The organism is Aquitalea sp. FG25 (assembly GCF_057809375.1).
This window is the reverse complement of record NZ_JBMDJV010000015.1, coordinates 25,273-49,691: the sequence shown is the minus strand read 5'-3', so window position 1 is coordinate 49,691 and position 24,419 is coordinate 25,273. Positions and strand designations below refer to the sequence as shown.

The following is a 24,419-nucleotide window of genomic DNA, read 5'->3' as shown; positions in this document are numbered from 1 at the left end:
GTCATGCAACTGAGCAGCCCCGCATCACGCCCCTGGTATAAAGAGCCCTGGGTATGGTTTTTGATCAGCTTTCCGCTCGCCGCCGTTATTGTCGGTTCTTGCTTCATCACCACCGCCATCAAGACAGATGACGGCCTGGTAACCGACGATTACTACAACAAAGGCAAAGCCATCAATATGGAGCTACGCCGTAACACGGCGGCCGCAGCCCTGGGCATTACCGCGCAGGTCATGCTCAGTAGCGATGGCCGCAGCATCACGGTCAATACCACCAGCAAGCAGGCATTGCCGGACACCCTGACGCTGAAGCTGATCCACCCGGCGCAGGATGACTATGACGTCAATGCCGAGCTGCACAAGCTGGCCGCCAACCAGTACAGCGGCAGCTTCAACAAGGAGCTGGTCAAGGCTAATCACTGGTATGTGCAGCTGGAGGACAAAGGCAACCAATGGCGGGTACAAGCCGAATGGAAGCCGGAACAAGGCCCGGTGGTGATGCTGGGCCAGCCCAAGCTGGAGGCCGTGGAGTGATGCGCGCCCTGCTCCGTCCGGCTGTTGTGGCCTGCCTGCTCACCCTGCTGGCAGGCTGTGCCAGTCAGCGCTACCAGCCGCAATACCTCAATGGCAAGCTTGGTCTGAAAGAGCCGCTGTCACTACCGCTAGCCACTACGCTGGTGCGTATCCGGCTGGTGGACGACAGCACACCGGCGGATGCACCGGCCCGCCTGCTGGCCGAGCAGACACTGGAAAAGCCCAAGAAATTTCCGCTGGACTTCTCCTTGTGCTACGACAAGCATGCCATCCAGACCGGTGGCAGTTACAGCCTGCAAGCCCAGGTATATGTTGATGGGGAATTGCGCCTGCAAAATGTTGGCCACATCAACGCCTTCTCCAGCGAACATCCGCAGCTGCAAGTCGAACAGATCAAGTAGCCTTCCGCCTGATGAGACAGAAAAATGGCTGCCATTGGCAGCCATTTTTGTTTCATACCATGCGCCAGACTCAGCGCAGCGGCTTCAACCGTGCAGTGAAGTGACGCAAAATCGGCGGCTCATAATCAAAACACAGACCGCCAATGCTGGCAGCCCGCTGCTTGACCTCGATCAGGCAGTCAGCAATGTAGTCCATATGGTCATTGGTATAGACCCGACGCGGAATGGTCAGCCGTAGTAACTCCAGAGCAGAAGGCTCCTGCTCCCCGGTCTGCGGATTGCGCCCCAGCAACAGGGAACCAATCTCCACCCCACGCACACCCCCTTCCAGATACAATTCGCAAGCCAGTGCATGCGCAGGGAACTGCTCGGCAGGGATATGTGGCAGCAGGCGCTTGGCATCAACAAATACCGCATGGCCACCGGTCGGATACTGAATGGGCACACCAGCGGCCCGTAAGCGCTCACCCAGATACTCCACCTGGCCGATGCGATAGCCAAGATAAGCGGCATCCAGGCCTTCCTTCAGCCCAATGGCCAGGGCCTCCATATCGCGCCCGGCCAGGCCGCCATAGGTAACAAATCCTTCCATCGGCACACAGCGCACCTGCACCGCACGGAAGAGATCGACATCATCCTTAAAGCAGCACAGCCCACCGATATTCACCAGGCCGTCCTTCTTGGCCGACATGGTCAGCATGTCGCCATGGCTGAACATTTCCATCACGATGGCGGCAATGCTGTGGCCAGCATAGTCCGGATCACGCTGCTGGATAAACCAGGCATTCTCGGCAAAACGGGCCGCATCGATAATCACCGGAATACCATGCTGGCGCGCCAATGCGCTGGCTGCACGTATATTGGGCATGGAAACCGGCTGTCCACCTGCACTGTTGCACGTTACGGTAATGATCAGACCTGCAACATTCTGAGCGCCTTCGCTGGCAATCACATCGGCCAGCCGGGCCAAATCGAAATCACCTTTCCAGTCATAAGCGGTCTCGGTATCCAGTGCCTTTGGCGTCAGCACATTAATGGCGCGGGCACCGGCGATTTCGACATGCGCCTTGGTGGTATCAAAGTGGTAGTTGGAAATGAATACGGGCTGCTCGCCACTGCAGCGTTTCACTAGTTCCGGAAACAGAATCTGCTCCGCGCCACGTCCCTGATGGGTGGGGATGGTGTGCTGATAGCCCAGCAGTTCTTTGACGGTATCTGCCAGATGAAAAAAGTTGCGGCTGCCGGCATAGGCTTCATCACCCATCATCAGGCCAGCCCACTGCCGATCCGACATGGCACCGGTGCCACTGTCGGTCAGCAGGTCAATATAAACATCCTCGCCACGCAGCAGGAACGGATTCCAGCCTGCTTCGGCCAAGGCCTGGCGGCGGTATTCCGGCGTGGTTTGCTTGATGGGTTCAACCATCTTGATACGAAATGGTTCAGGAATGCGTCGTGCCATGCGTAATACTCCCTTTGCCCTGGCCCGGAAAAAGGCGCACCTAAGCGGCTCCGGAATAGTGGAATCCGGACGCAACAAGGCCAGAACAGTTGATGCAAATGAAAAAATGAATGCAACAGATCGCAGCTGCAACAAGCAAGCTACGTGGGGAGATCAGCGACGGGGAAAGTCGTAGGCCAGCACGATATCGAGGGTGAACCAGTTTTTGGGCAGGCTACCATGGTTGGCAGCCGTCCGGGTCAAGCATGCCAACGTGTTCATGTGAAACACCTTAGTAAAAACAATGCCGGATGGCGCGGCCAGATTACCTGTTGCCTTTTCTCATCGCAAGCAGATTGTCAATCATCCCTTCCGACAGCCTCGGCACTGTATCCATGATGCCACGCAGACATGGCAAGCCACCCGCCGCAGTCGCCATCGCCACCATCCCAACTGCCAGCACACGATGGGCAGTGCAGCAGTTAGCCTGCAAATGGCCTGAAAGCTTGAGGATGCCAATAATTGCAATCCCGTCCTGCTTCGCACCTTCCTCTCCTCTTCAGGGGTAAGGCAGCGCCTCAGTACATGGCAACAGCAAAAAAATTCCCTTTCCATTGAAATACTTGCCCAATATCAAACATGGAATATTAAAAAATACTTATACTTCGAGTGAATGGTAATAACAGGCAAAAAAAGTTCCACAACAACGCCTTTAGCCGCTACTATCGCCGCCTGCTGGAAAATACTGGCAATAAAACACTACAACAGGCCATCTGAAAAATGGCTTCCCCTGCTGCACAAGGAAATCGTTATGACCACCCGATCCCATCCCAAAGGGCTGTATCTGCTCTTTGTCACGGAGATGTGGGAGCGCTTCAGCTACTACGGCATGCGCGCCATCTTTGTCCTGTTCATGATCAAGGCCCTGCTGTTCGACAAAGCCCACGCGGCAGACATCTACGGCAGCTACACCGGCCTGGTATATTTCACGCCGCTGATTGGCGGCTACATTGCCGACCGCTACTGGGGTAATCGCCACTCCATCCTGGCCGGTGGTGTCCTGATGGCAGCTGGCCAGTTTCTGTTGTTCTTCTCCGGCAGCCTGCATACCAGCAATGTCCCCATGGCATCCACCTTGCTTTATGCTGGCCTGGGCCTGCTGATTGCCGGCAATGGCCTGTTCAAACCCAATATTTCCTCCATGGTTGGCCAGTTGTATGCCAAGGATGACAAACGGGTGGATTCGGCCTTTACCATTTTCTACATGGGCATCAATGCCGGCTCCCTGATTGCACCGCTGATTTGCGGCACATTGGGCGACACTGGCAATCCCGATGACTTCAAGTGGGGCTTCCTGGCGGCTGGCTGCGGCATGCTGTTCAGCCTGCTGGTTTTCAGCCTGTTCAAGAACAAATACCTGGTCACCCCGGAAGGCAAGCCCATCGGTATGGCGCCACAACGCCATCACGCCAGTGGCGAGAAGGTGGTGCATGCACCGCTGACCCGTATGGAAAAAGAGCGGCTGGCGGTGATTCTGATTGTTTCGGCCTTTGTGATCTTCTTCTGGTCGGCTTTTGAACAGGCCGGGGCATCACTGACCTTCTTTGCGGAAGAACAAACCAACCGCAACCTGCTGGGCTTTACCGTGCCGGCATCCTATTTCCAATCCATTAATCCGATCTCGGTAGTCATTTTTGCCCCCTTGTTTGCCATGTTGTGGACGACACTTGGCAAGCAGGGTCGTGAGCCGACCTCTCCGGCCAAGATGGCATTTGGCCTGCTGTTCCTGGCCATCGGCTATCTGGTGATCGCTTTCGGGGTGGATGGCCTGGAGCCTGGCGTCAAGGTCAGCATGATCTGGCTGGTCAGCCTGTACATGCTGCATACCTTCGGTGAGTTGTGCTTGTCGCCCATCGGCCTGTCGCTGGTGGTCAAGCTGTCGCCGGCACGTTTTACCAGCCTGATGATGGGGATATGGTTCCTGTCCAATGCCGCCGCCAACAAGTTGGCCGGCACGCTGTCCGAGCTGTATCCGGACCCGGCCAAGGCAGCCCCGCAGCTGCTGGGTTATACCATCAGCAATCTGCATGACTTTTTCATGGTTTTTGTTGCCATGGCAGGCCTTGGTTCACTGATTCTGTTCCTGCTGTCCAGCAAACTAAAAAAAATGATGCACGGCCTGCAATAGTGCTGCATGCCCTACCATGCCGACACGCCGCCCACGGGCGGCGTTTTGCATGTGTAAACAGTGGTGCTTAAGACTAAAACAAAGCTGGCATGGTAAGCTGTGCAGGTTTTTTTCGACTTTGCCCGGCCGCTGATGGCGTGCTGACTGGACTTCATGAAACCGTCCTCCAACTCACAATGGCAACGCCTTGCCATTTATGTTCTGGCTGCCCTGCTGCTGATTCGCCTGCTGGCGATGTGGGCCATTCCGCTGACCGACACGACTGAAGCACGCTATGCGGAAATTGCCCGCAAGATGCTGGAAACCGGCAACTGGGTGACCTTGTGGCACGACTACGGCATCCCGTTCTGGGCCAAGCCGCCGCTGTCCACCTGGACTTCCGCCGCCAGCATGGGCCTGTTCGGCGTCAATCCGCTGGCAGCACGCCTGCCCGCCTTATTGCTTTCCATGGTGGTTTTGTGGCTGGTGGCCGATGCCGCCCGCCAGCGCCTGGGCCGGGAAGCCGCACTGGCCACTACGCTACTGCTGGCTGGCAGCCTGCTGTTTTTCGCCGCCGCTGGCACCGTGATGACCGACCCGTCGCTAATGTTCTGCGTTGCCTTGTCTCAACTGGCGTTTTGGCATGCCATGCAGGGACGCGGCAAGCGCTGGGGCTATCTATTCTTTGTTGGCCTGGGCCTTGGCCTGCTGGCCAAGGGACCGCTGGCCATCGTACTGGTAGGCATGCCGATTTTCTTCTGGGTGCTGCTGCGCAATGACTGGAAAGCCCTGTGGCAGCGCCTGCCATGGATCAGTGGCAGCCTGCTGATGCTGGCCATTGCCCTGCCCTGGTATCTGCTGGCGGAATACCGCACGCCGGGCTTCCTCAATTACTTCATCATGGGCGAGCATGTCAGCCGCTTTCTGGACCCAGGCTGGAAGGGTGACAAATACGGCTACGCCCATGCCACCCCGCGCGGCATGATCTGGCTGTACTGGCTGGGAGCCATCTTCCCCTGGTCGCTGGCCATGCTGGTCTGGCTGGGGCGTCATGGCAAGCAGATGGCAAAGCGCAGTGCCGACACCGATGGCTGGCGCTTGTATGTTTTGCTGTGGAGCCTGATGACGCTGCTGTTCTTTACCATTTCCGGCAACATCATCTTCCCTTATCCGCTGCCCATGCTGCCGGGTTGCGCCCTGCTGTTTGCCACGCTGTGGCACAGCTGCCGCCAGCCGCAGCAAGGCAGCAGCCTGCCCTGGCTGGCCATGACCTCCGGCCTGCTGTTGTTGCTGGCCGTTGGCCTGCAGTGGACACAGGGACAGCGCTATTTCCGTACCCAGCAGCCGGTTATTGCCGCCTGGCAGCAGCAACACCCGGCTCCGGGCAGCACGCTGATCTTCTGGGACAGCCGCCGCGAGTTCTCTGCCGAGTTCTACAGTGAAGGCAAGGTCAAAACTACGCAAAAGCCGCAGGAACTGCAGCAATTACTGGCCAGTGGCAACAGTCATTTCATTGTTACCGAGCAACGCGACCTGCCCAGCCTGCCCGCCGACATCAAGCAGCGCTTCCTGCCGATTGCCCGGTTCGAAGTGATGAAGGACCAGATGCTACTGCTGCGCGAACCAGCCGGCAACGTGACACCATAAACATCAGGAGACGCCGATGACCACTACGCCAACCAGCGCCTTCGTGCCACCCTTCCTGCTGCAGCAACGCGCCGCCGAGCGCCCGGCTGACCCGCTGGTCAGCTGCGTTCTGCCGGCTTACAACGAGAGCGAAAACATCGTCCCCATGCTGCAGACCCTGCATGGCTTACTGAGCGAGGCGGGTTTTCGCCACGAGCTGATCGTGGTGGACGATGGCAGCCGCGACGACACCGTCGCACAGGTCATGAGCCAGATCGGCCTACTGCCGGTCACGCTCATCCAGCTGTCGCGCAACTTCGGCAAAGAGCTGGCACTGACTGCCGGTATCGACCACGCCCACGGCGATGTTGCCGTGCTGATCGACAGCGACTTTCAGCATCCGCCTGCCATGGTGCCGGAATTCCTGCGCCACTGGCGTGCTGGCTACGACATGGTGTACAGCGTGCGTTCCAGCCGTGATAGCGAAACCCTGGGCAAGCGCCTGTTCACCCGCGTGTTCTATACCCTGCTCAATAGTGGTGCACGCCACAAGATTCCGGAAAACACCCAGGATTTTCGCGTGATGGACCGCTGCGTGCTGGATGCGCTGCGCCAGATGCCAGAACGCAACCGCTTCATGAAGGGCCTGTACAACTGGGTGGGCTTTACCCAACTGCCAGTGGAAACCCACACCGAAGAACGCCGTGCCGGCAAAAGCAGCTTCAACTTCTTTAGTCTGCTCAATCTGGGACTAACCGGCCTGACCGCATTTTCCAATGTACCGCTGCGCATGTGGACGCTGATTGGCAGTGCCATCTCGCTGGCTTCCATTCTGTATGCGTCGTGGGAGCTACTGCATACCTTGCTGTTCGGCAACGATCAGCCCGGCTGGCCAACACTGGCAGTTGCCATTTCCTTTCTGGGAGGGGTGCAGCTGCTGTCCATCGGCATTCTGGGTGAATACATTGGCCGGATCTTCAGCGAAGTGAAACAACGTCCGATTTATCTGATCAGCCGCATCAGCCGCAGCGAGCAGGACCAGCAATGAACCGAGAGCTGTTATGGTTCGGCATCATCGGCGTCAGTGCCATGCTGGTGCATTTTTTGCTGGTGGCCGTGATTCTGGTTCCCTTCGGCCTGCCGCCCTTGCTGGCCAATATCCTGGCGTTCCTGCTGGCATTCCAGGTCAGTTACTGGGGCCACCGGCACAAAACCTTCGATGCTGCGCATGTGCCGCACCGTCAGGCATTGCCACGCTTTTTCATGGTGTCCTGCCTGAGCTTTGCGCTGAATGAAGCCATGTACTTTGTCCTGCTGCATTTCACTACGCTGGATTACCGCCTGGCGCTGCTGATCGTGCTGGCCAGTGTGGCCGTATTCACTTTTGTTTTCAGCAAGCTGTGGGCTTTTGCCGACAAGGAGCAGGCTGCATGACGCCACGCCGCCTGACCCTGTGCGCCGATGACTATGCCCAATCGCCCGCCATCAGCCAGGGCATCTTGAACCTACTGCAGCGTGGCCGCCTGTCGGCCACCAGCGTGATGACACAGTCGCCGCACTGGCCCGCACTGGCAGCACCGCTGCGCGAGATGCAGCCGCAGGCGGATATCGGCCTGCATTTCAATCTGACCCACGATTTCGGCGAGCAGAATACGCCGTGCAAGCCGCTGCCTTACTGGTTGCTGCGCAGTCAGCTGCACCTGTTGCCACGTGCTGCCTTGCGCGACAGCTTGCTGCGCCAGATCGACCAGTTCAGCCAGCAGCTGGGCCGCCTACCTGACTTTATCGACGGCCATCAACATGTGCATGCGCTGCCGGTTATCCGTGACGCGCTGTTCGATGCCATCGCCCTGCGCTGGACTGAGCGCAGCAAGCCTTATCTGCGCGCGCCAGACCGACTGGGCCATCCCGGCGACAGCCAGTTAAAGGCGGTGGTCCTGACACAGGCATGCCGTGGCTTTGCCGCTGCCGCCGAGCAAAACGGCCTGCACTGCAATCAGTGGTTTGCCGGGCTGTATGCATTACAGCCGGAGGCTGGTTTTGCCGGACTGATGCAGCAATGGCTGAATAGCTGCCCCGATGGCGGGCTGATGATGTGTCATCCGGGCCTGCCGGCGGATGATGCCAGCGACCCGATTGCCGCCGCGCGCGCGGTGGAATACTGCCATCTGGGTAGTCAGGAATTTGCCGATGCCTGCGAGCAGGCCGGGGTAGAACTGGGAAGGTTCCGGCATTAGATTTTTGGCCAGGCCAAGTCCCATGGCGCGCTGGCTTCGCGCTGCAGACAGTCCTGCAGTGCCGGGCTGAGGAAATGCGTGCCCTGGTCCGGCGGGCAGAGAAAGCAAAAAGCCTCATCATCCAGCGTGAAGCGTAAGGCATAGGCATGCAGATAGCCCCGGTCAGCGGCGCTGCCACCATACAAGGCATCGCCCAGAATCGGGGCGGATTGCGACTTCATCGCCACCCGCAGCTGATGAGTCTTGCCGCTGCGTGGCCGCAGCAGGAACATGCGCAGCCCCGGCTGTACCGAAAAGCTGAAGAACTGGGTAATGGCGGGATGCTGCTGCGTAGGCAGCAAACGCCAAGCCCCACCCCGCCCCTTCTCCATATCCCCCTTGATCAGCCCCTGCTTTTTCTGTGGTTTGCGATCCGACAGCGCCAGATAGTATTTCTCCACCGCATGTTCGGCAAAGGCGCTGCCAAACTGGCTGGCCACCTGACTGGAACGGGCCAGCAGGATCAAGCCCGAGGTGATGCGATCCAGGCGGTGCACCGGCCAGAGGGCCTCATCCTGCAAACCCGCGCGCACCGCATCCAGCAAGCCGTCTTCCTCCCCCTCGCGGTGGAAACTCACACCGGGGTGCTTGTTGATCAGATAAAAGCGCGGGTCGCTGTGCAGCAGGGTAAACATGGCAGGGCACCGGAAAACATGGCAAGGCGGCGATTCTACCCGCTCAGCAGGGATCGCTGGTTTTTTGCTGGGTTTCCATGCGCAGTTTCTTGCGAATCTCTGCATCGCGGAAACGCTTCTTCTGCTCATCCGTCTCCAGGCTCAGCGGCGGCACAGCCACGGCCTTGCCGTTTTCAAACGCCACCATGGTGAAATAGCAGCTGTTGGTATGGCGCACTGAGCGCTGCTGAATGTCTTCGGCCACCACCTTGATGCCGATTTCCATCGAGGTGCGCCCTACATGGTTGACGCTGGCCATGAAGGTTACCAGCTCGCCCACATGGATGGGCTGCTTGAACAGCACCTGATCCACCGACAGGGTTACCACATAACACCCGGCATAGCGGCTGGCACAGGCATAGGCCACTTGATCCAGCAGCTTCAGCAAGACGCCGCCATGAACATTACCGGAAAAGTTGGCCATGTCCGGCATCATCAACACTGACATCACCAGTTCGCGCTGGTTTTCCTGAATTACCTGCTGTTGCATTGTCTAGCTTTCTTGACTGTTCATCATGGCGATGGACGCCATTCTGCCGCAGCGCCCGCCCGCTGTCTTGCCGGAATCAGCAGTTGTACCCGGCAATAATCTGGCAGCAGGCGGCACAGCAACACGACAGCCACCGCGCCGCCAGTTAGGCAAATCATGAAAAATTCTGAAAACCTGCTTAAATTCAATGAATTGCCCAACACCTTGCACTAGACTGAAACAGTTCAGGATGGTGTGACATCATGAGTATCGCCTCCATCAGCACCAGCAGTGCATACAGCATCAGCAGCGGGCTGCAACACGGGCCAAGTTGCCCCTGTCCGCTCTGCAGCGCCGCACGCATGGCCGCCGTAGCCACCCCCGTTGCTGGCGTGACACCCCCCTCTCCTTCTGCCATTTACCAAGGCAGTCAGCTCACTCCCGATCAGCAGAAACAACTGGACGAGCTACGCGCCCGTGATGCCGATGTACGCCAGCATGAACAAGCCCATATGGCAGCCGGCGGTGCACTGGTCAGCGGTGGCGCCAACTACAGCTATCAGGAAGGGCCGGACGGCAAGCAGTACGCCATCGGTGGTGAGGTCAGCATTCGGCTGGCCAGCGGGCAAAGCCCACAGGAAACCCTGGCCAATGCCAAACAGGTGGCTGCAGCGGCATTGGCACCGGTAGACCCTTCCGGGCAGGACCGTTCCGTAGCAGCGGAGGCGGAACAGATGGCCCAAGAAGCGCAAAGCCAGATCGACAAGCAGCAACAGCAGCAGTTGCAGGCCGCCCAAAACAACCCGGCCATAGCCACGGCCAAAGCGATCTTCGCCGCCATCACCGGCAAACAAGACAGCAGCAAAGGGAGCAGCATCGATACCTATGCCTGACACCCGCCAGACAAAAAAAATGGGCTGACCGGATAGGGTCAGCCCGAACAACGCTCGTTTTGGGAGTACAACAAGAGGAGAGACACCACACACCACTCCCGATGGCATGGGCTTACTACAGAGAAATCTTCAACTCGGCCCGTCTCAGACGAACCAGGCAATCAGTGGGGCAGCAAACACCGTGGCAATGCCACCCAGCATCATGGTGAGGCTGGCGACCACGCCTTCTTCCGCACCCAGCTCGTTGGCTTTGGCGGTGCCGGCGCCATGTGCCGCAGCACCCAGCAAAGCCCCCTTGGCCAACCGGGAACGCAAGGGCAACAGCATCAGCATCAGCTCACCCAGCAACATGCCGGCTACACCGGTAATCACCACAAACACCGCAGTCAAATCCGGCGGCGCGCCAATGCTGGAGGCAGTGGCCATGGCAAACGGTGTACTGATCGACCGTGGTGCCAGGCTTTTCTGCAACAGCTCGGACAAACCAAAAGCCCGCGCCAGCCATACCGAACTCATTACCGCCACCGGCATCGCCACCAGCACACCACAACTCAGCGACAAGGCATGCTTGCGGATCATCTGGCGCTGCTCGTAAATCGGGATGGCAAACGCCACCGTTGCCGGGCCAAGCAACCAGCTCAACCAATGCGTATCCTGAAAATAAGTGTGGTAAGGAATATGCCCCACCACCACCGCGCCAATCACCAGCAAGGGCACCGCCAATAACGGTGCGGTCCACCAGCTACCGGTGCGGCGATACAGCTTCTTTGCCAGCCCGTACAAGGCCAGCGTCAATACCAGACAGCCAAAAGCCAGCCAGTTTTCCATCTCAAAGCACTCCATGCTGTCGCTTGCGACGCTTCAGCAGGATTTCAAATTTATAGCCGGCATCCACCACCAGCGAAGTCACTGTCATCACCAGCACGGTAGACAGTAGAATCACCAGTACGATGCGCAGACCGATGCTACCCATCAGTTGCGGGTACTGCACCACGGCAACGGTGGCCGGGATGAAGAACAGCAGCATCTCCGCCAGCAGCCAGCGCGCCCCGCTTTTGCACCAGGCCAGCGGCAACCAGCCCAGGGCCAGCGCAGCAAGTACCAGAAACATTCCCAGCACACCGGCCGGAATTTCCGGCACATAAGCGTGGCTCAGGCGACTGGCTAGCAGCCACACCAGACATAGCATCAACACTTGCAATACGGTGGCAAGGTTTTGCTTTACCGCAGGGTTGAACAGGTGTTTCATGGTGCGCTCGCTCCATCAGCAGCAACGAGTACCGAGTATAGTCCCGCCCCTTTCATTCAAAAAATGAATTAAAATTATCTGACTCATTCTTAAATGGAATTGATCATGGACATACGTGCCTTGCGCTACTTTGTGGAGGTGGTGAAACGTCACAGCTTTACCAAGGCGGCCGATGCCCTGTTTGTCACCCAGCCCACCATCAGCAAAATGGTGAAACAGCTGGAAGAAGAGCTGGGTACACCGCTGATTATTCGGGAAGGTCGTAGCTTTCGCCTGAGCGATGCCGGTAAGGTGGCGTTCGAGCGTGGCATGGATGTGCTGTCGGCCATGAATCAGCTGAAGAACGAGCTGAACGATCTGGCCGGCCTGACACGCGGGGAACTGGTAGTCGGCTTGCCGCCCATGGTGGGGGTGGCTTTCTTCGCCCCGGTGGTAGGGGCGTTTCGCGAGCGCTATCCCGGTATTGAATTGAAAATGGTAGAAGACGGTGCGCTGGCGATTGAAAATAGCGTCCGTAGCGGCGAGCTGGAAATCGGCGTTGCCGTACTGCCGGTGGACAATACCTTCTTCCAGCAATTTGCCGTGGTGCGTGACCCGCTATGCCTGATTGCGCCAGCAGGCTCACCCTGGCATGGGCGTTCCACCGTCACGCTGCCGGAAATCGCCGATCAGAATTTTGTGCTCTACCCGGAAGACTTCACACTCTCCAGCCGCATCAGCCATGCTTTCCGTGAAATGGGCAAGCCGCTGAATATTGTCGGTCGCAGTGCACACTGGGATTTCATTGTCGAGCTGGTCAATGCGCGCCTGGGGATTACCTTGCTGCCACGCTCGGTGGTGGAACGGCTGGATCGTAAGCAATACGACGTGATTCCGGTCTCCAACCCCTGGCTGATCTGGCATCTGGCGCTGATCTGGCAACAAGGTGGCTACCTGTCGCATGCGGCCCGTGCCTGGATCGCCGTCACACAGGATGTACTGGGAGGACTGCAATGAAACACCATGGACTGGCAGGAGTGTGCACCCTATTGCTTTGCCTGTGGCTGACTGCTTGCAGCACGCTGGGCCTGCAAAAACCGCAGGTCAGCCTGGTGGATATCCGCCCGACAGCGTCCACGCTGCTGGAGCAGAATTTCATGCTGACCCTGCGCATACAGAACCCGAACCGGCTGCCCATCAAGGCGGAGGGACTCAACTTCACCCTCAAGGTAGCCGGTAAACAACTGGCTAGCGGTGCAAGCAATCAGGCCATCGATGTTCCGGCCCTGGGCGAGACGGAAATCCAGCTACAACTGCATACCACGCTGGTCAGCTGGCTCAAGCAGCTGGGCAAGGTATTGCAGGGTGAGAGCCAGCTGGCTTATCAACTGGAAGGCCAGCTGGTCGGTGTGCAAGGTCTGGCCAATCTGCCGTTCAACAGCAGTGGTGAATGGAAGCTGCCGAAAGCAATTTACTGACGGGGAACGGCCACGCAGTCGTTGCCATCGAAGCTGACAGACTCGATCAGTTGGGTTTTGCTGTTTACCACAAAATTGGTGGTGCAGCTGTAGTGCATGACGCCACCACCGGTGCTGCCGTCATACACCCAGCGTCCCGGAGTTTCGATCACCCTGCTCTGGCCGTTTTCCGTCACGGTAAAGCGGCTGCCCGGCTCGAAGCGGCGGTTGTCAAAATAAGGTTGCTGCTGGGTATAGGACTTGCTGTAGGTATACAGCGTATTGCCATTGGGCATGGTCATGTTCTTGCTGGGTGCACCCCATTGTGCCAACAGGGCATTGGCGTCCTTGCCCTGCCAGTAATACACCTTCTGTGCATACCCTTCGCGGGTGGGGAAACTGCTGCAGGCGCTGGTCAACAACACCAGCAGACAAAGACAGTTACGCATGGTCTTTCCTCTCCTCATTCAGCTGTCGTCAGCCTCTTCGGACTGACAGGCGGTCTTGCAGTTCTACCATAAACGACATCAGCCTGGCAGCCATACGTCCATCACTGGCTGGCACATAAAAAAACGCCACCCGAAGGTGGCGTTTTGATTGCAGCAAGTCAGACTTGCGCTCAGATCATGCCCTTGCTTTTCAGCAGTTCGAACATGGTCTTGCCGATTTCGGCCGGGCTGCGGGTGTAGGCAATGCCTGCACGCTCGAAAGCCTTGAACTTCTCTTCGGCAGTACCCTTGCCGCCAGAGATGATGGCACCGGCGTGGCCCATGCGCTTGCCCTTGGGAGCAGTCACACCGGCGATGTAGCCCACTACCGGCTTGGTCACGTAAGCCTTGGCAAATTCGGCCGCTTCTTCTTCGGCGGTACCACCGATTTCACCGATCATTACGATGGCGTCGGTATCCGGATCGTCCTGGAACAGCTTCAGGGCGTCGATGTGGCTGGTACCCGGGATCGGGTCGCCGCCGATACCGATGCAAGTGGACTGACCCAGACCCAGCGCGGTGGTTTGTGCCACGGCTTCGTAGGTCAGGGTGCCGGAACGGGACACGATACCGATGCGGCCCGGATTGTGGATGTGCCACGGCATGATGCCGATCTTGCACTCACCCGGGGTGATGATACCCGGGCAGTTCGGGCCGATCAGGCGGATGCCGGCTTCGTCCACAGCCTTTTTCACGTACAGCATGTCCAGGGTGGGCACGCCTTCGGTGATGCAGACAATCAGCTTCACGCCGCTGTCGATGGCTTCCAGGATGGAATCCTTGGCAAAAGCTGCCGGTACGTAGATCACCGAGGCATCAGCCTGGGTTTGACGCACGGCGTCCTTCATGGTGTTGAACACCGGCAGGCCCAGATGCTCGGAACCGCCCTTGCCCGGAGTAACGCCACCGACTACCTTGGTGCCAACCTTCAGCGCCTGTTCGGCGTGGAAGGTACCATTCTTGCCGGTGAAACCTTGCACCAGCACTTTGGTGTCTTTGTTTACCAATACGCTCATTTTGAAATCCTTATGCGGTGCAGGTGATTAAAGCGCAGCAACGGCAGCAACGATCTTCTCGGCTGCGTCGTTCAGGCCCTGGGCGGACACCAGCTTCAGGCCGGAATCATCCAGAATCTTGGCGCCCAATTCGGCGTTGTTGCCTTCCAGGCGCACAACCACCGGCACGGTCACGTTTACTTCCTTCACGGCAGCAATGATGGCCTCGGCAATCATGTCGCAGCGAACGATGCCGCCGAAGATGTTGATCAGCACGCCCTTGACCGAATCATCGGCCAGAATCAGCTTGAAGGCTTCGATCACGCGGTCCTTGGTGGCACCACCACCCACGTCCAGGAAGTTGGCCGGCTGGCCACCCTTCAGCTTGATGATGTCCATGGTGGCCATGGCCAGGCCAGCGCCGTTTACCATGCAGCCGATATTGCCTTCCAGGGCGACGTAGTTCAGGTCGAACTCGGAAGCTTTCACTTCGCGTTCGTTTTCCTGCGACTTGTCACGCTGGGCCAGCAGGGCCGGGTGACGGTACAGGGCGTTGGAGTCCAGGTTGATCTTGCCATCAACGCAGGCCAGTTCGCCGTTTTCACGCAGCGCCAGCGGGTTTACTTCGAACAGGGCGAAATCGTTTTCCACGAAAGCCTGGTAAGCACCCAGCATCAGCTTGCTAAAAGCAGCAATCTGCGAACCGGACAGACCCAGGGCAAAAGCGGCATCACGCGCCTGGAACGGCTGCATGCCCACCAGCGGGTTGATTTCGACCTTGATGATTTTTTCCGGGGTTTCTTCGGCTACTTTTTCGATTTCCACGCCGCCTTCGGTGGATACCATGAACACAACGCGCTGGCTGCCACGGTCCACTACGGCGCCCAGGTACAGTTCGCGCTGTACCGGGTACATGTCTTCGCATACCAATACGCTGTTGACCGGCTGGCCGGCTGCATCGGTCTGGTAGGTCACCAGATTGATACCGATCAGGCTCTTGGCAACTTCAGCGGCTTCTTCGCGGCTTTTCACCACTTTGACACCACCGGCCTTGCCACGGCCACCGGCATGCACCTGGGCCTTGACGACGGCAAACTTGCCGCCCAGTTTGTCATAAGCGGCAGCGGCTTCTTCCGGCGTGGTGGCCAGAATGCCCTGTTGTACCGGCAAGCCGTATTTGGCCAGCAGCTCTTTCGCTTGGTATTCGTGCAGGTTCATCTATGGTTTCCTTTCGGTGGAAATGATGGCGGGGCCCTGTCTGGCCAACGTCTCTATTCCTTGGTCGCTTCCTCAACCCTAATGTATCGGGGCGAACCTGTTCTCGCGGCAGGTCCTGCCCCATACCCTCTTTCGGGCCGTGTGAATTGTACACGGCCCCACGACAATTAGCCGTGCAATGCGCGCTTGTCGGCAGCCAGCGCCGCTTCGTGTACCACTTCCGACAAACTCGGATGCGCGTGCACAATGCGTGCCAGATCTTCACTGGCGGCCTTGAACTCCATCGATACCACGCCTTCGGTCACCAGCTCGGACACCATCGGGCCGATCATGTGCAGGCCGAGGATGCGGTCGGTCTTGGCATCTGCCAGGATTTTCACCGTACCTTGCGCCTGACCCAGGCCCAGCGCGCGACCGTTGGCAGCGAAACCAGAAGTACCCTTCTTGTATTCAATGCCTTCAGCCTTGAGCTGTTCTTCGGTTTTGCCCACCCAGGCGATTTCCGGCGAGGTGTAGATCACCCACGGAATCACGCCGAAGTCGACATGCGGCTTCTGGCCGGCAATGCGTTCTGCCACCGCAACACCTTCTTCGGAAGCCTTGTGTGCCAGCATCGGGCCACGTACCACGTCGCCAATCGCCCAGATACCCGGCAGATTGGTGTGGCAATGGTCGTCCACGGCAACAAAACCACGCTCGTCCAACTGCAGGCCAACGGCCTCGGCACCCAGGCCGGCAGTGTTCGGTACGCGACCGATGGAAACGATCAGCTTGTCAAACTCGGCGGCCACGGCTTCGCCGTTCAGCTCGTAGTGAACGGTAACATGCTTTTTGGTGGCCTTGATTTCACCAATCTTCACGCCCAGCTTGATATCCAGACCAGTGTCCTTGGTCAGGGTCTTGAAGGCTTCCTTGGCGATCTGCTGGTCGGCAGCAGCCAGGAAGGTCGGCGCGGCTTCCAGAATGGTCACTTCTGCGCCCAGGCGCTTCCACACGCTACCCATTTCCAGACCGATCACACCAGCACCGATCACGCCCAGGCGCTTCGGTACAGCGGTCAGCGCCAGGGCGCCTTCGTTATCCAGCACCATATGGTTGTCGGTGGCCAGGCCCGGCAGCTGACGCGGGCTGGAACCGGTGGCGATGATGACGTTGCTGGCTTCCAGCGTGTCTACCACGGCACCGTTGTCGCTAACTTCGATCAGCCACTTGTCGCCTTGACGGCCTTTCAGCGCAGCCAGACCGTGAATATTGGCAACCTTGTTCTTCTTGAACAGGAAGCTGATACCGGCGGCGTTCTTGCTGATGATGCCGGTCTTGCGTTCCAGCATGGCAGCCACGTCCATCTTGGCACCGGACACGCTGATGCCATGCTTGGCAAAATCGTGCTGTACCGCGTGGAAGTTTTCCGAGGACTGCAGCAGTGCCTTGGACGGGATGCAACCCACGTTCAGGCAGGTGCCACCCAGCGAAGGCTTGCCTTCCGGGTTTTTGAAGGCATCCACGCAAGCGGTGTTGAAACCCAGTTGGGCAGCACGAATGGCAGCCACATAACCGCCGGGGCCGCCGCCGATAACGACGACATCAAACTGTTGGCTCATTGATTTTCCTTGATCAGAACTTGCCGACCTTGAACAGCAATATCCCGAAAGCAATCATGAACACGGCAATGATGAGTTTGCCCACCAGGGTGTAACGGTCTTCGCGAATACCGCGTTGCTGCTTCTTCCAGGTCAGTACCGCAATGGCCACACCGGCCAGGATGGAAGCTACCGCATACAGCCAATCAGGCAAAATCATCATTTCTCCGTTCACATTATTCAAAGTGGCCGCAAGACAGCTTGCGGCCAACAGACATTACAGACCCGGTATTACAGGTCCAGGATCAGGCGGGCCGGATCTTCAATGGCGTCCTTGATGGCCACCAGGCTCAGTACGGCTTCGCGACCATCGATGATGCGGTGGTCGTACGACTGGGCAAGGTACATCATCGGGCGCACAACAACTTGACCATTCTCAACCACGGCGCGCTCCTTGGTGGCATGCATGCCCAGAATGGCGGATTGCGGCGGGTTGATGATGGGGGTGGACATCATGGAGCCGAAAGTACCGCCATTGGAAATGGTGTAGGTACCGCCAGTCAGCTCTTCCACGGTCAGCTTGCCTTCCTGGGCGCGCTTGCCGAAGTCGGCGATCTGCTTTTCGATCTCGGCCAGGCTCAGTTGGTCGGCATTGCGGATGACCGGCACCACCAGACCACGCGGGCTGCCAACGGCCACGCCGATGTCGAAGTAACCGTGATAGATGATGTTGTTGCCATCAACCGAGGCATTGACGATGGGGTATTTCTTCAGTGCGGCAACCACAGCCTTGACGAAGAAGCCCATGAAGCCCAGCTTCACACCGTGTTCTTTCTCGAAGCGGTCCTTGTAGCGGGCGCGCAGGTCCATCAACGGCTTCATATTGATTTCGTTGAAGGTGGTGAGGATGGCGTTGGTCTGCTGGCTCATCACCAGACGCTCGGCCACGCGCTGACGCAGACGGGACATCGGCACGCTCTGTTCCGGGCGATCACCCAGTACGGCAGCCACATTCACTGCAGCCGGGGTTGCGGCCAGGGCAACGCCAGCGTTGCCAGCGTGTGCCAGTACCGGACCAGCTTGCGACGGTGCAGCGGCAGCAGCCTGTACGTCTTCTTTCAGGACACGACCATCACGGCCGGAACCAGCCACATTGGCCAGATTCACGCCGGTTTCGGCAGCCAGCTTGGCAGCGGACGGCATGGCAGCGCCACCCGGTGCAGCGGCAACAGCAGCCTGTACCGGAGCCGGTGTGGCAGCAGCCGGTGCAGCGGCAACAGCAGCCGGGGCATCGCCAGCCTTGGCAGCGGTGTCGATGCGGGCGATCAGCTGACCGGAAACCACGGTAGCGCCGTCTTGTTCAATGATTTCAATAATCACGCCAGCTTGCGGTGCCGGCAGTTCCAGCACCACCTTGTCGGTTTCCAGGTCGATGACGTTTTCGTCGCGATTGACGAAGTCGCCAGCTTTCTTGTGCCAGGTCATCAGCGTGGCTTCGGAAACGGACTCGGGCAGTTGGGGGACTTTGACTTCAATAATCATGTTCTTCTCCAGAGCGGGGCGGCCATCCTGCCGCCCCCGTCAGTGTAATCGTTGTGATGGCGTGTACTTACTTGGCAATCGTCATGGCTTCTTCGACGAAGGACTTGAGCTGGGCAACGTGCTTGCTCATGTAACCTACGGCCGGGGAAGCAGAAGACGGACGGCCAGCGAACGACAAGAACTGCTTGCCGGTCAGCAGACCTTCCAGGCGATGGCGGATCTGGTACCAGGCACCCTGGTTACGCGGCTCTTCCTGCACCCACATCACTTCCTTGGCTTGCGGGAAGCGTGCCAGTTCAGCGGCTACCTGCTCGGTCGGGAAGGGATACAACTGCTCGATACGCACGATGGCAACGTCGTCTTCCACGCCTCTTTCCTTGCGGCCGGCGGCCAGGTCGTAATACACCTGACCGGCACACAGCACGACGCGCTTCACTTTCTTCGGGTCCTGCACCACGGCATCGCCAATCACCGGGCGGAAACTGCCATTGGTGAAGTCTTCGATCGGGCTCATGGAGTCCTTGAAGCGCAGCAGACGCTTGGACAGGAAGATCACCAGCGGCTTGCGGTACGGACGCAGCACCTGACGGCGCAGCATGTGGAACATCTGGCTGGCTTCGGACGGCATCACGATCTGCATATTGTGCTCGGCGCACAGTTGCAGCCAACGTTCCAGACGGGCGGAGGAGTGTTCCGGGCCCTGGCCATCGTAGCCGTGCGGCAGGATGGTGGTCAGGCCACACAGACGGCCCCACTTGGTTTCGCCGGAGGAAATGAACTGGTCAATCGCTACCTGGGCGCCGTTGGCAAAGTCGCCGAACTGAGCTTCCCAGATCACCAGCTGATCCGGAGCGGAACAGGCGTAGCCGTATTCGTAAGCCAGCACAGCTTCTTCGTTCAGGATGGAGTCGATCACCAGGAATTCGGCCTGGTTATCCGACATATTGCGCAGCGGTACGTAGGAGCCCTGGTCCCAGCGTTCGCGGTTTTGATCGTGCAGTACCGCGTGGCGATGGGAGAAGGTGCCACGGCCAGAGTCTTCACCGGACAGGCGCACACCAAAACCATTGGTCACCAGGCTGGCGTAGGCCAGGGTCTCGGCCATGCCCCAGTCGGCATTCTGTTCGCCAGCGGCCATCGCCTTGCGCGCGGCCAGCACTTTCTGCACGGTCGGGTGCAGCTTGAAGCCTTCCGGCAGCGTGGTGAACTTCTCGGTCAGGCGCTGAATATCGGCGCGCGGCAGCGAGGTGTCGGTGGGGTGAGCCCAGTGGGTACCCAGATACTGGCTCCAGTCCAGGGCGTGTTCGCGCTTGTAGTTGGTGAGCGCGGTCTGTTCCACGTGCTCGCCCTTGTCCAGCGCGTCGCGATAAGCCTGGATCATGCCTTCGGCTTCTTCCGCCTTCAGCACGCCTTCCTGTACCAGACGCTCGGCATACATGGCGCGCACGCCCTGATGCTTGGCAATTTTCTTGTACATCATCGGCTGGGTCAGGAAGGGATCATCGCCTTCGTTGTGGCCCAGTTTGCGGTAGCAGACCAGGTCGATGACCACGTCCTTGTTGAACTGCATGCGGTAGTCCAGCGCAGCCTGCATCACGTAGCAGACGGCTTCCGGATCATCACCGTTGACGTGCAGGATGGGCGCTTCAACCATCTTGGCCACGTCGGTACAGTACAGGGTGGAACGCATGTCGCGCGTGTCCGAGGTGGTGAAACCTACCTGGTTGTTGATCACGATGTGGATGGTGCCGCCGGTACCATAGCCACGGGTTTGCGACAGGTTGAACGTCCCCTGGTTGACACCCAGGCCGCCAAAAGCGGAGTCACCGTGGATCAGCACCGGCACGGCGCACTTGCGCTCGTTGTCCTTGCGACGATCCTGACGGGCGCGTACCGAACCTTCCACCACCGGGTTAACGATCTCCAGGTGGGACGGGTTGAACGCCAGCGACACGTGCATCGGGCCATTGGCCGTGGGGATGTCGGAGGAGAAACCCATGTGGTATTTCACGTCGCCGGAGGCCATCTGCTGGGCGGCCTTACCTTCGAATTCGGCAAACAGATCACGCGGCTGCTTGCCCAGGGTGTTAACCAGTACGTTCAGACGGCCGCGGTGGGCCATGCCGATGATCAGTTCTTGCACGCCCACCGAAGTGGCGTTGTGAATCAGATGATCCAGTGCAGCGATGGTGGATTCGCCACCTTCCAGCGAGAAGCGTTTCTGGCCAACGTATTTGGTATGCAGATAGCGTTCCAGGGTCTCGGCCGCTGTGATCTGCTTGAGGATGCGCATTTTCTTGGCGGCATCGTAGCGCGGGGTGGACAGGTCGCCTTCAAAGCGCTTCTGTACCCAATGCTTCTCGTCCGACTTGGTAATGTGCATGAACTCCAGGCCGATGTTGCCGCAGTAGGTCTGCTTCAGGCGTGACAGGATGTCGGACAGCGGCAGCTTCTGCGGAGCTACCAGCGAACCCACATTGAACTGCACCGCCATGTCGGCATCGGTCAGGCCATGCTTGACCGGGTCCAGTTCGCGCAGGGTTTCCTGATCCATGCGTTTGAGCGGGTCGAGGTTGGCCTGACGGGAACCCAGTACGCGGTAGGCGGAAATCAGCTTCAGCACGCCCACCTGCTTCTGCATGGTTTCCCATTCACCGCCAGTGCTGTTGCGCGGGCCGCTGGCCGGTTTCTTGGCCAGTTGAATGAAGGATTCCTGGATGGGCATGTGTGGTACATCGCGCTCGGCTGCGCCCGGTGCCTGGGCCAGCTTGTCGAAGTATTCACGCCATTCGGCCGGAACCGAATTCGCATCAGCGAGGTACTGTTCGTACAGTTCCTCGATGAACGGTGCATTCCCACCGAACAGGTAGGAATGACTGTACATGGATTGCATCATTATTCGACCCTTTGTTATCTACGTACGTGTCTACGTTTGGCTACATTGCTGCGTGGAGAAAGCGTTGTGGAAAAGACGCAAGAAGGGCTTGTGGGCAAATCCGTCTCCAATCTTTTCCGCAGCGCTCTATCGGCGTCTGTCGTGATACTGCTGACTGTATTCTGTAAGACAAAGCAAAAAGTTGGCCGAAACGTGTCCGGCCAACCTGTCACTGCAGATTAGCGCTTGTCGATATCCACGATGTCGCGGCGCGGTGCACCGGTGTACAGCTGACGCGGACGGCCAATCTTCATCGCCGGATCAGAAATCATCTCGCTCCAGTGCGCAATCCAGCCCACGGTACGGGCCAGGGCAAAGATCGGGGTGAACATCGATACCGGGATGCCGATGGCGGACAGTACGATACCCGAGTAGAAGTCCACGTTCGGGTACAGCTTGCGCTCGATGAAGTACGGGTCTTCCAGGGCGATCTTTTCCAGCGCCATGGCCAGCTTGAACTTGGGATCGTTGTGCAGACCCAGTTCGTTCAGCACTTCGTCGCAAGTCTTCTTCATGATGGCGGCGCGCGGGTCCATGTTCTTGTACACGCGGTGGCCAAAGCCCATCAGTTTGTAACGCTTGTCCTTCACGCCTTGCATGAAGTCGGCCACGTTGTCCACGCTGCCGATTTCGTCCAGCATTTTCAGCACGGCTTCGTTGGCGCCACCGTGGGACGGGCCCCACAGGCAGGCGATACCAGCGGCGATACATGCAAACGGGTTGGCACCGGAGGAGCCAGCCAGACGCACGGTGGAGGTGGACGCGTTCTGCTCGTGATCAGCGTGCAGGGTGAAGATACGGTCCAGCGCGCGCGCCAGAACCGGGTTCACCTTGTACTCTTCGCACGGAGTGGAGAACATCATGTGCAGGAAGTTTTCCGCATAGGTCAGGCCGTTTTTCGGGTAGGAGAACGGCAGGCCCTTGTTGTAGCGGTAGGCTTGTGCAGCGATGGTCGGCAGCTTGGCCACCAGACGGTGGGCCGAGATGCGACGGTGTTCCGGATTAGTGATGTCCAGCGAGTCGTGGTAGAAGGCGGACAGCGCGCCTACCACACCCACCATCACGGCCATCGGGTGTGCGTCACGACGGAAGCCCTTGAACAGGCTCATCAGCTGGTCGTGCAGCATGTTGTGACGCATTACGCCACGTTCGAATTCTTTGCGCTGGGCTGCGGTCGGCATGTCGCCGTTCAGCAGCAGGTAGCACACTTCCAGATAATCGCTCTTTTCAGCCAGCTGCTCGATCGGATAGCCGCGGTAGTAGAGCTGACCCAGATCACCGTCGATGAAGGTGATGGCGGACTCGCAGCTGGCGGTAGCCAGGAAGCCCGGGTCAAAGGTGAACATGCCGGTCTTGGAGAAGGCACGGATATCGACGACATCCGGACCCAGAGTGCCAGCCAGTACCGGCATTTCCAGTGAGTCCTTGCCCTCATTGTAAGCGAGCGTCACTTTGCGGTTAGTTTCCACAGCAATACTCCCAGTCAGTTTTGTGGTGTTGTAATCGTTTTGGGTCCTGCAGCCTGCAACTCAAACCGAGCGCAGGATCTCGATGATGGCGGCTTCTTCCGGGTCGTCCAGGTCAGCCTTGCCGTTCACCACATCCAGGAAGTCGGTGTCGGGCAAATCGAGAATACGCTTGTAGGCGTCGATCTCCGCCGGGGAGAGTGAATCGAAGCGCTGGGCAAAAAACCGCTCCAGCACCAGATCCAGCTCCAGCAAGCCCCGGCGGGACCGCCAACGGATCCGCTTGAGTTCAATCGGATCGTAGGCGGTCATACTGCACGCTTAACCATCAGGTCTTTGATCTTGCCGATTGCCTTGGTGGGGTTCAGGCCCTTCGGGCAGACATCGACACAGTTCATGATGGTGTGGCAACGGAACAGACGGTACGGATCTTCCAGATTGTCCAGACGTTCGTTGATGGCGGTGTCGCGCGTATCGGCAATAAAGCGATAAGCGGCGAGCAGGCCGGCCGGGCCAACAAACTTGTCCGGATTCCACCAGAACGACGGGCAGCTGGTGGAACAGCAGGCGCACAGAATGCACTCGTACAGACCGTTGAGTTCTTCACGGTCTTCCGGGCTTTGCAGGCGCTCGCGTTCCGGCGGCGGCGTGTCGTTGATCACATACGGCTTGATCGAGTGGTATTGCTTGAAGAACTGGGTCATGTCCACGATCAGGTCGCGCACCACCGGCAGGCCCGGCAGCGGACGCAGCTCGATCGGCTGCTTCAGGTCGCGGAAATCGGTCAGACAGGCCAGGCCATTCTTGCCGTTGATGTTCATGGCGTCAGAGCCACACACGCCCTCGCGGCAGGAACGACGGAAGGTGATGGTGTCGTCCTTCACCTTCAGCTTGGTCAGTGCATCCAGCAACTTGCGGTCGGTGGAATCCAGCTCCACGCTGATGTCCTGCATGTAGGGCTTGGCATCCTTGTCCGGATCGTAACGGTAGATGCGGAATTTGACGGTTTCAGTAGTCATCTTGTTCAAGCCC

Annotated in this window: 25 protein-coding genes; 10 read left to right on the top strand and 15 right to left on the bottom strand. The window is 58.5% G+C overall.

Going from position 1 to position 24,419, the window contains the following annotated elements:
- The first annotated feature begins 3 nt into the window (after window positions 1–3).
- Window positions 4–531 carry a FixH family protein gene (locus ACODR9_RS14325; RefSeq protein WP_488810078.1) on the top strand — a complete coding sequence of 176 codons (528 nt, stop codon included), beginning with the start codon at window positions 4–6 and terminating at the stop codon, window positions 529–531.
- Entirely contained in the window at window positions 531–932 is a 402-nt protein-coding gene (locus ACODR9_RS14320) for a YbaY family lipoprotein (protein WP_488810077.1), read from the top strand. Before ACODR9_RS14325 ends, ACODR9_RS14320 begins: the two co-directional genes overlap by 1 nt.
- Window positions 933–1,002: 70 nt before the next feature.
- On the opposite strand, the gene ACODR9_RS14315 is transcribed toward ACODR9_RS14320, so the two are convergent.
- Complete coding sequence (locus ACODR9_RS14315) at window positions 1,003–2,394, bottom strand: tryptophanase (RefSeq protein WP_488810076.1); 1,392 nt, start codon at window positions 2,392–2,394, stop codon at window positions 1,003–1,005.
- A gap of 790 nt (window positions 2,395–3,184) precedes the next feature.
- Between ACODR9_RS14315 and ACODR9_RS14310 the strand changes: the two genes are divergently transcribed.
- The 5 genes from ACODR9_RS14310 (at window position 3,185) to ACODR9_RS14290 (ending at window position 8,403) form a co-directional block, all read left to right on the top strand.
- On the top strand, window positions 3,185–4,561 hold the full coding sequence (locus ACODR9_RS14310; RefSeq protein ID WP_488810075.1) for a peptide MFS transporter: 1,377 nt from the start codon (window positions 3,185–3,187) through the stop codon (window positions 4,559–4,561).
- A gap of 153 nt (window positions 4,562–4,714) precedes the next feature.
- The gene (locus tag ACODR9_RS14305) at window positions 4,715–6,187 is read left to right on the top strand and encodes an ArnT family glycosyltransferase (RefSeq protein WP_488810074.1); all 1,473 of its coding nucleotides are present in this window, start codon (window positions 4,715–4,717) and stop codon (window positions 6,185–6,187) included.
- A 16-nt stretch (window positions 6,188–6,203) separates the two neighbouring features.
- A complete protein-coding gene (locus ACODR9_RS14300; protein WP_488810073.1) occupies window positions 6,204–7,214 on the top strand; it encodes a glycosyltransferase family 2 protein in 1,011 nt (336 codons plus the stop codon).
- Complete coding sequence (locus ACODR9_RS14295) at window positions 7,211–7,600, top strand: GtrA family protein (protein WP_488810072.1); 390 nt, start codon at window positions 7,211–7,213, stop codon at window positions 7,598–7,600. The genes ACODR9_RS14300 and ACODR9_RS14295 overlap by 4 nt, the downstream gene beginning before the upstream one ends.
- A complete protein-coding gene (locus ACODR9_RS14290) occupies window positions 7,597–8,403 on the top strand; it encodes a ChbG/HpnK family deacetylase (RefSeq protein ID WP_488810071.1) in 807 nt (268 codons plus the stop codon). Before ACODR9_RS14295 ends, ACODR9_RS14290 begins: the two co-directional genes overlap by 4 nt.
- On the opposite strand, the gene ACODR9_RS14285 is transcribed toward ACODR9_RS14290, so the two are convergent.
- Window positions 8,400–9,077 (bottom strand): TIGR01621 family pseudouridine synthase, encoded by a 678-nt coding sequence (locus tag ACODR9_RS14285; protein ID WP_488810070.1) that lies wholly within the window; start codon window positions 9,075–9,077, stop codon window positions 8,400–8,402. The two genes, ACODR9_RS14290 and ACODR9_RS14285, sit on opposite strands and share 4 nt — an antisense overlap.
- Window positions 9,078–9,120: 43 nt before the next feature.
- Window positions 9,121–9,606, bottom strand: coding sequence for an acyl-CoA thioesterase (locus ACODR9_RS14280; protein WP_488810069.1), 486 nt, complete (start codon window positions 9,604–9,606; stop codon window positions 9,121–9,123).
- Window positions 9,607–9,848: 242 nt separating this feature from the next.
- Here ACODR9_RS14280 and ACODR9_RS14275 point away from each other — a divergent pair, with 242 nt between their 5' ends.
- Complete coding sequence (locus tag ACODR9_RS14275) at window positions 9,849–10,478, top strand: putative metalloprotease CJM1_0395 family protein (protein ID WP_488810068.1); 630 nt, start codon at window positions 9,849–9,851, stop codon at window positions 10,476–10,478.
- Window positions 10,479–10,622: 144 nt separating this feature from the next.
- On the opposite strand, the gene ACODR9_RS14270 is transcribed toward ACODR9_RS14275, so the two are convergent.
- A complete protein-coding gene (locus ACODR9_RS14270; RefSeq protein ID WP_488810067.1) occupies window positions 10,623–11,306 on the bottom strand; it encodes an LrgB family protein in 684 nt (227 codons plus the stop codon).
- Window position 11,307: 1 nt separating this feature from the next.
- Window positions 11,308–11,727, bottom strand: coding sequence for a CidA/LrgA family protein (locus ACODR9_RS14265; protein WP_488810065.1), 420 nt, complete (start codon window positions 11,725–11,727; stop codon window positions 11,308–11,310).
- A gap of 105 nt (window positions 11,728–11,832) precedes the next feature.
- Between ACODR9_RS14265 and ACODR9_RS14260 the strand changes: the two genes are divergently transcribed.
- Window positions 11,833–12,723: a LysR family transcriptional regulator gene (locus ACODR9_RS14260; protein WP_488810064.1), complete on the top strand. Its 891-nt coding sequence runs from the start codon at window positions 11,833–11,835 to the stop codon at window positions 12,721–12,723.
- Window positions 12,720–13,184, top strand: a complete 465-nt coding sequence (locus tag ACODR9_RS14255) for an LEA/WHy family protein (RefSeq protein WP_488810063.1) — start codon at window positions 12,720–12,722, stop codon at window positions 13,182–13,184. Before ACODR9_RS14260 ends, ACODR9_RS14255 begins: the two co-directional genes overlap by 4 nt.
- Here the strand turns inward: ACODR9_RS14255 and ACODR9_RS14250 are convergent.
- The 10 genes from ACODR9_RS14250 to ACODR9_RS14205 form a co-directional block, all read right to left on the bottom strand.
- Window positions 13,178–13,612: a hypothetical protein gene (locus ACODR9_RS14250; RefSeq protein WP_488810061.1), complete on the bottom strand. Its 435-nt coding sequence runs from the start codon at window positions 13,610–13,612 to the stop codon at window positions 13,178–13,180. The two genes, ACODR9_RS14255 and ACODR9_RS14250, sit on opposite strands and share 7 nt — an antisense overlap.
- A gap of 170 nt (window positions 13,613–13,782) precedes the next feature.
- Entirely contained in the window at window positions 13,783–14,667 is an 885-nt protein-coding gene (gene sucD, locus ACODR9_RS14245; protein ID WP_103524282.1) for a succinate--CoA ligase subunit alpha, read from the bottom strand.
- A gap of 27 nt (window positions 14,668–14,694) precedes the next feature.
- Window positions 14,695–15,864 (bottom strand): ADP-forming succinate--CoA ligase subunit beta, encoded by a 1,170-nt coding sequence (sucC, locus tag ACODR9_RS14240; RefSeq protein ID WP_488810060.1) that lies wholly within the window; start codon window positions 15,862–15,864, stop codon window positions 14,695–14,697.
- A gap of 167 nt (window positions 15,865–16,031) precedes the next feature.
- The gene (gene lpdA, locus ACODR9_RS14235; protein ID WP_488810059.1) at window positions 16,032–17,465 is read right to left on the bottom strand and encodes a dihydrolipoyl dehydrogenase; all 1,434 of its coding nucleotides are present in this window, start codon (window positions 17,463–17,465) and stop codon (window positions 16,032–16,034) included.
- A gap of 13 nt (window positions 17,466–17,478) precedes the next feature.
- Window positions 17,479–17,664, bottom strand: a complete 186-nt coding sequence (locus ACODR9_RS14230) for a hypothetical protein (protein ID WP_488810058.1) — start codon at window positions 17,662–17,664, stop codon at window positions 17,479–17,481.
- Between the two features lie 71 nt (window positions 17,665–17,735).
- Window positions 17,736–18,986, bottom strand: coding sequence for a 2-oxoglutarate dehydrogenase complex dihydrolipoyllysine-residue succinyltransferase (gene odhB, locus ACODR9_RS14225; protein ID WP_488810057.1), 1,251 nt, complete (start codon window positions 18,984–18,986; stop codon window positions 17,736–17,738).
- Between the two features lie 67 nt (window positions 18,987–19,053).
- On the bottom strand, window positions 19,054–21,882 hold the full coding sequence (locus tag ACODR9_RS14220; protein WP_488810056.1) for a 2-oxoglutarate dehydrogenase E1 component: 2,829 nt from the start codon (window positions 21,880–21,882) through the stop codon (window positions 19,054–19,056).
- A 218-nt stretch (window positions 21,883–22,100) separates the two neighbouring features.
- Window positions 22,101–23,390, bottom strand: coding sequence for a citrate synthase (gene gltA / locus ACODR9_RS14215; protein ID WP_488810055.1), 1,290 nt, complete (start codon window positions 23,388–23,390; stop codon window positions 22,101–22,103).
- 60 nt (window positions 23,391–23,450) lie between these two features.
- On the bottom strand, window positions 23,451–23,699 hold the full coding sequence (locus ACODR9_RS14210; protein ID WP_045845611.1) for an FAD assembly factor SdhE: 249 nt from the start codon (window positions 23,697–23,699) through the stop codon (window positions 23,451–23,453).
- Window positions 23,696–24,406, bottom strand: a complete 711-nt coding sequence (locus ACODR9_RS14205; protein WP_045845610.1) for a succinate dehydrogenase iron-sulfur subunit — start codon at window positions 24,404–24,406, stop codon at window positions 23,696–23,698. The genes ACODR9_RS14210 and ACODR9_RS14205 overlap by 4 nt, the downstream gene beginning before the upstream one ends.
- Window positions 24,407–24,419: the final 13 nt, after the last annotated feature.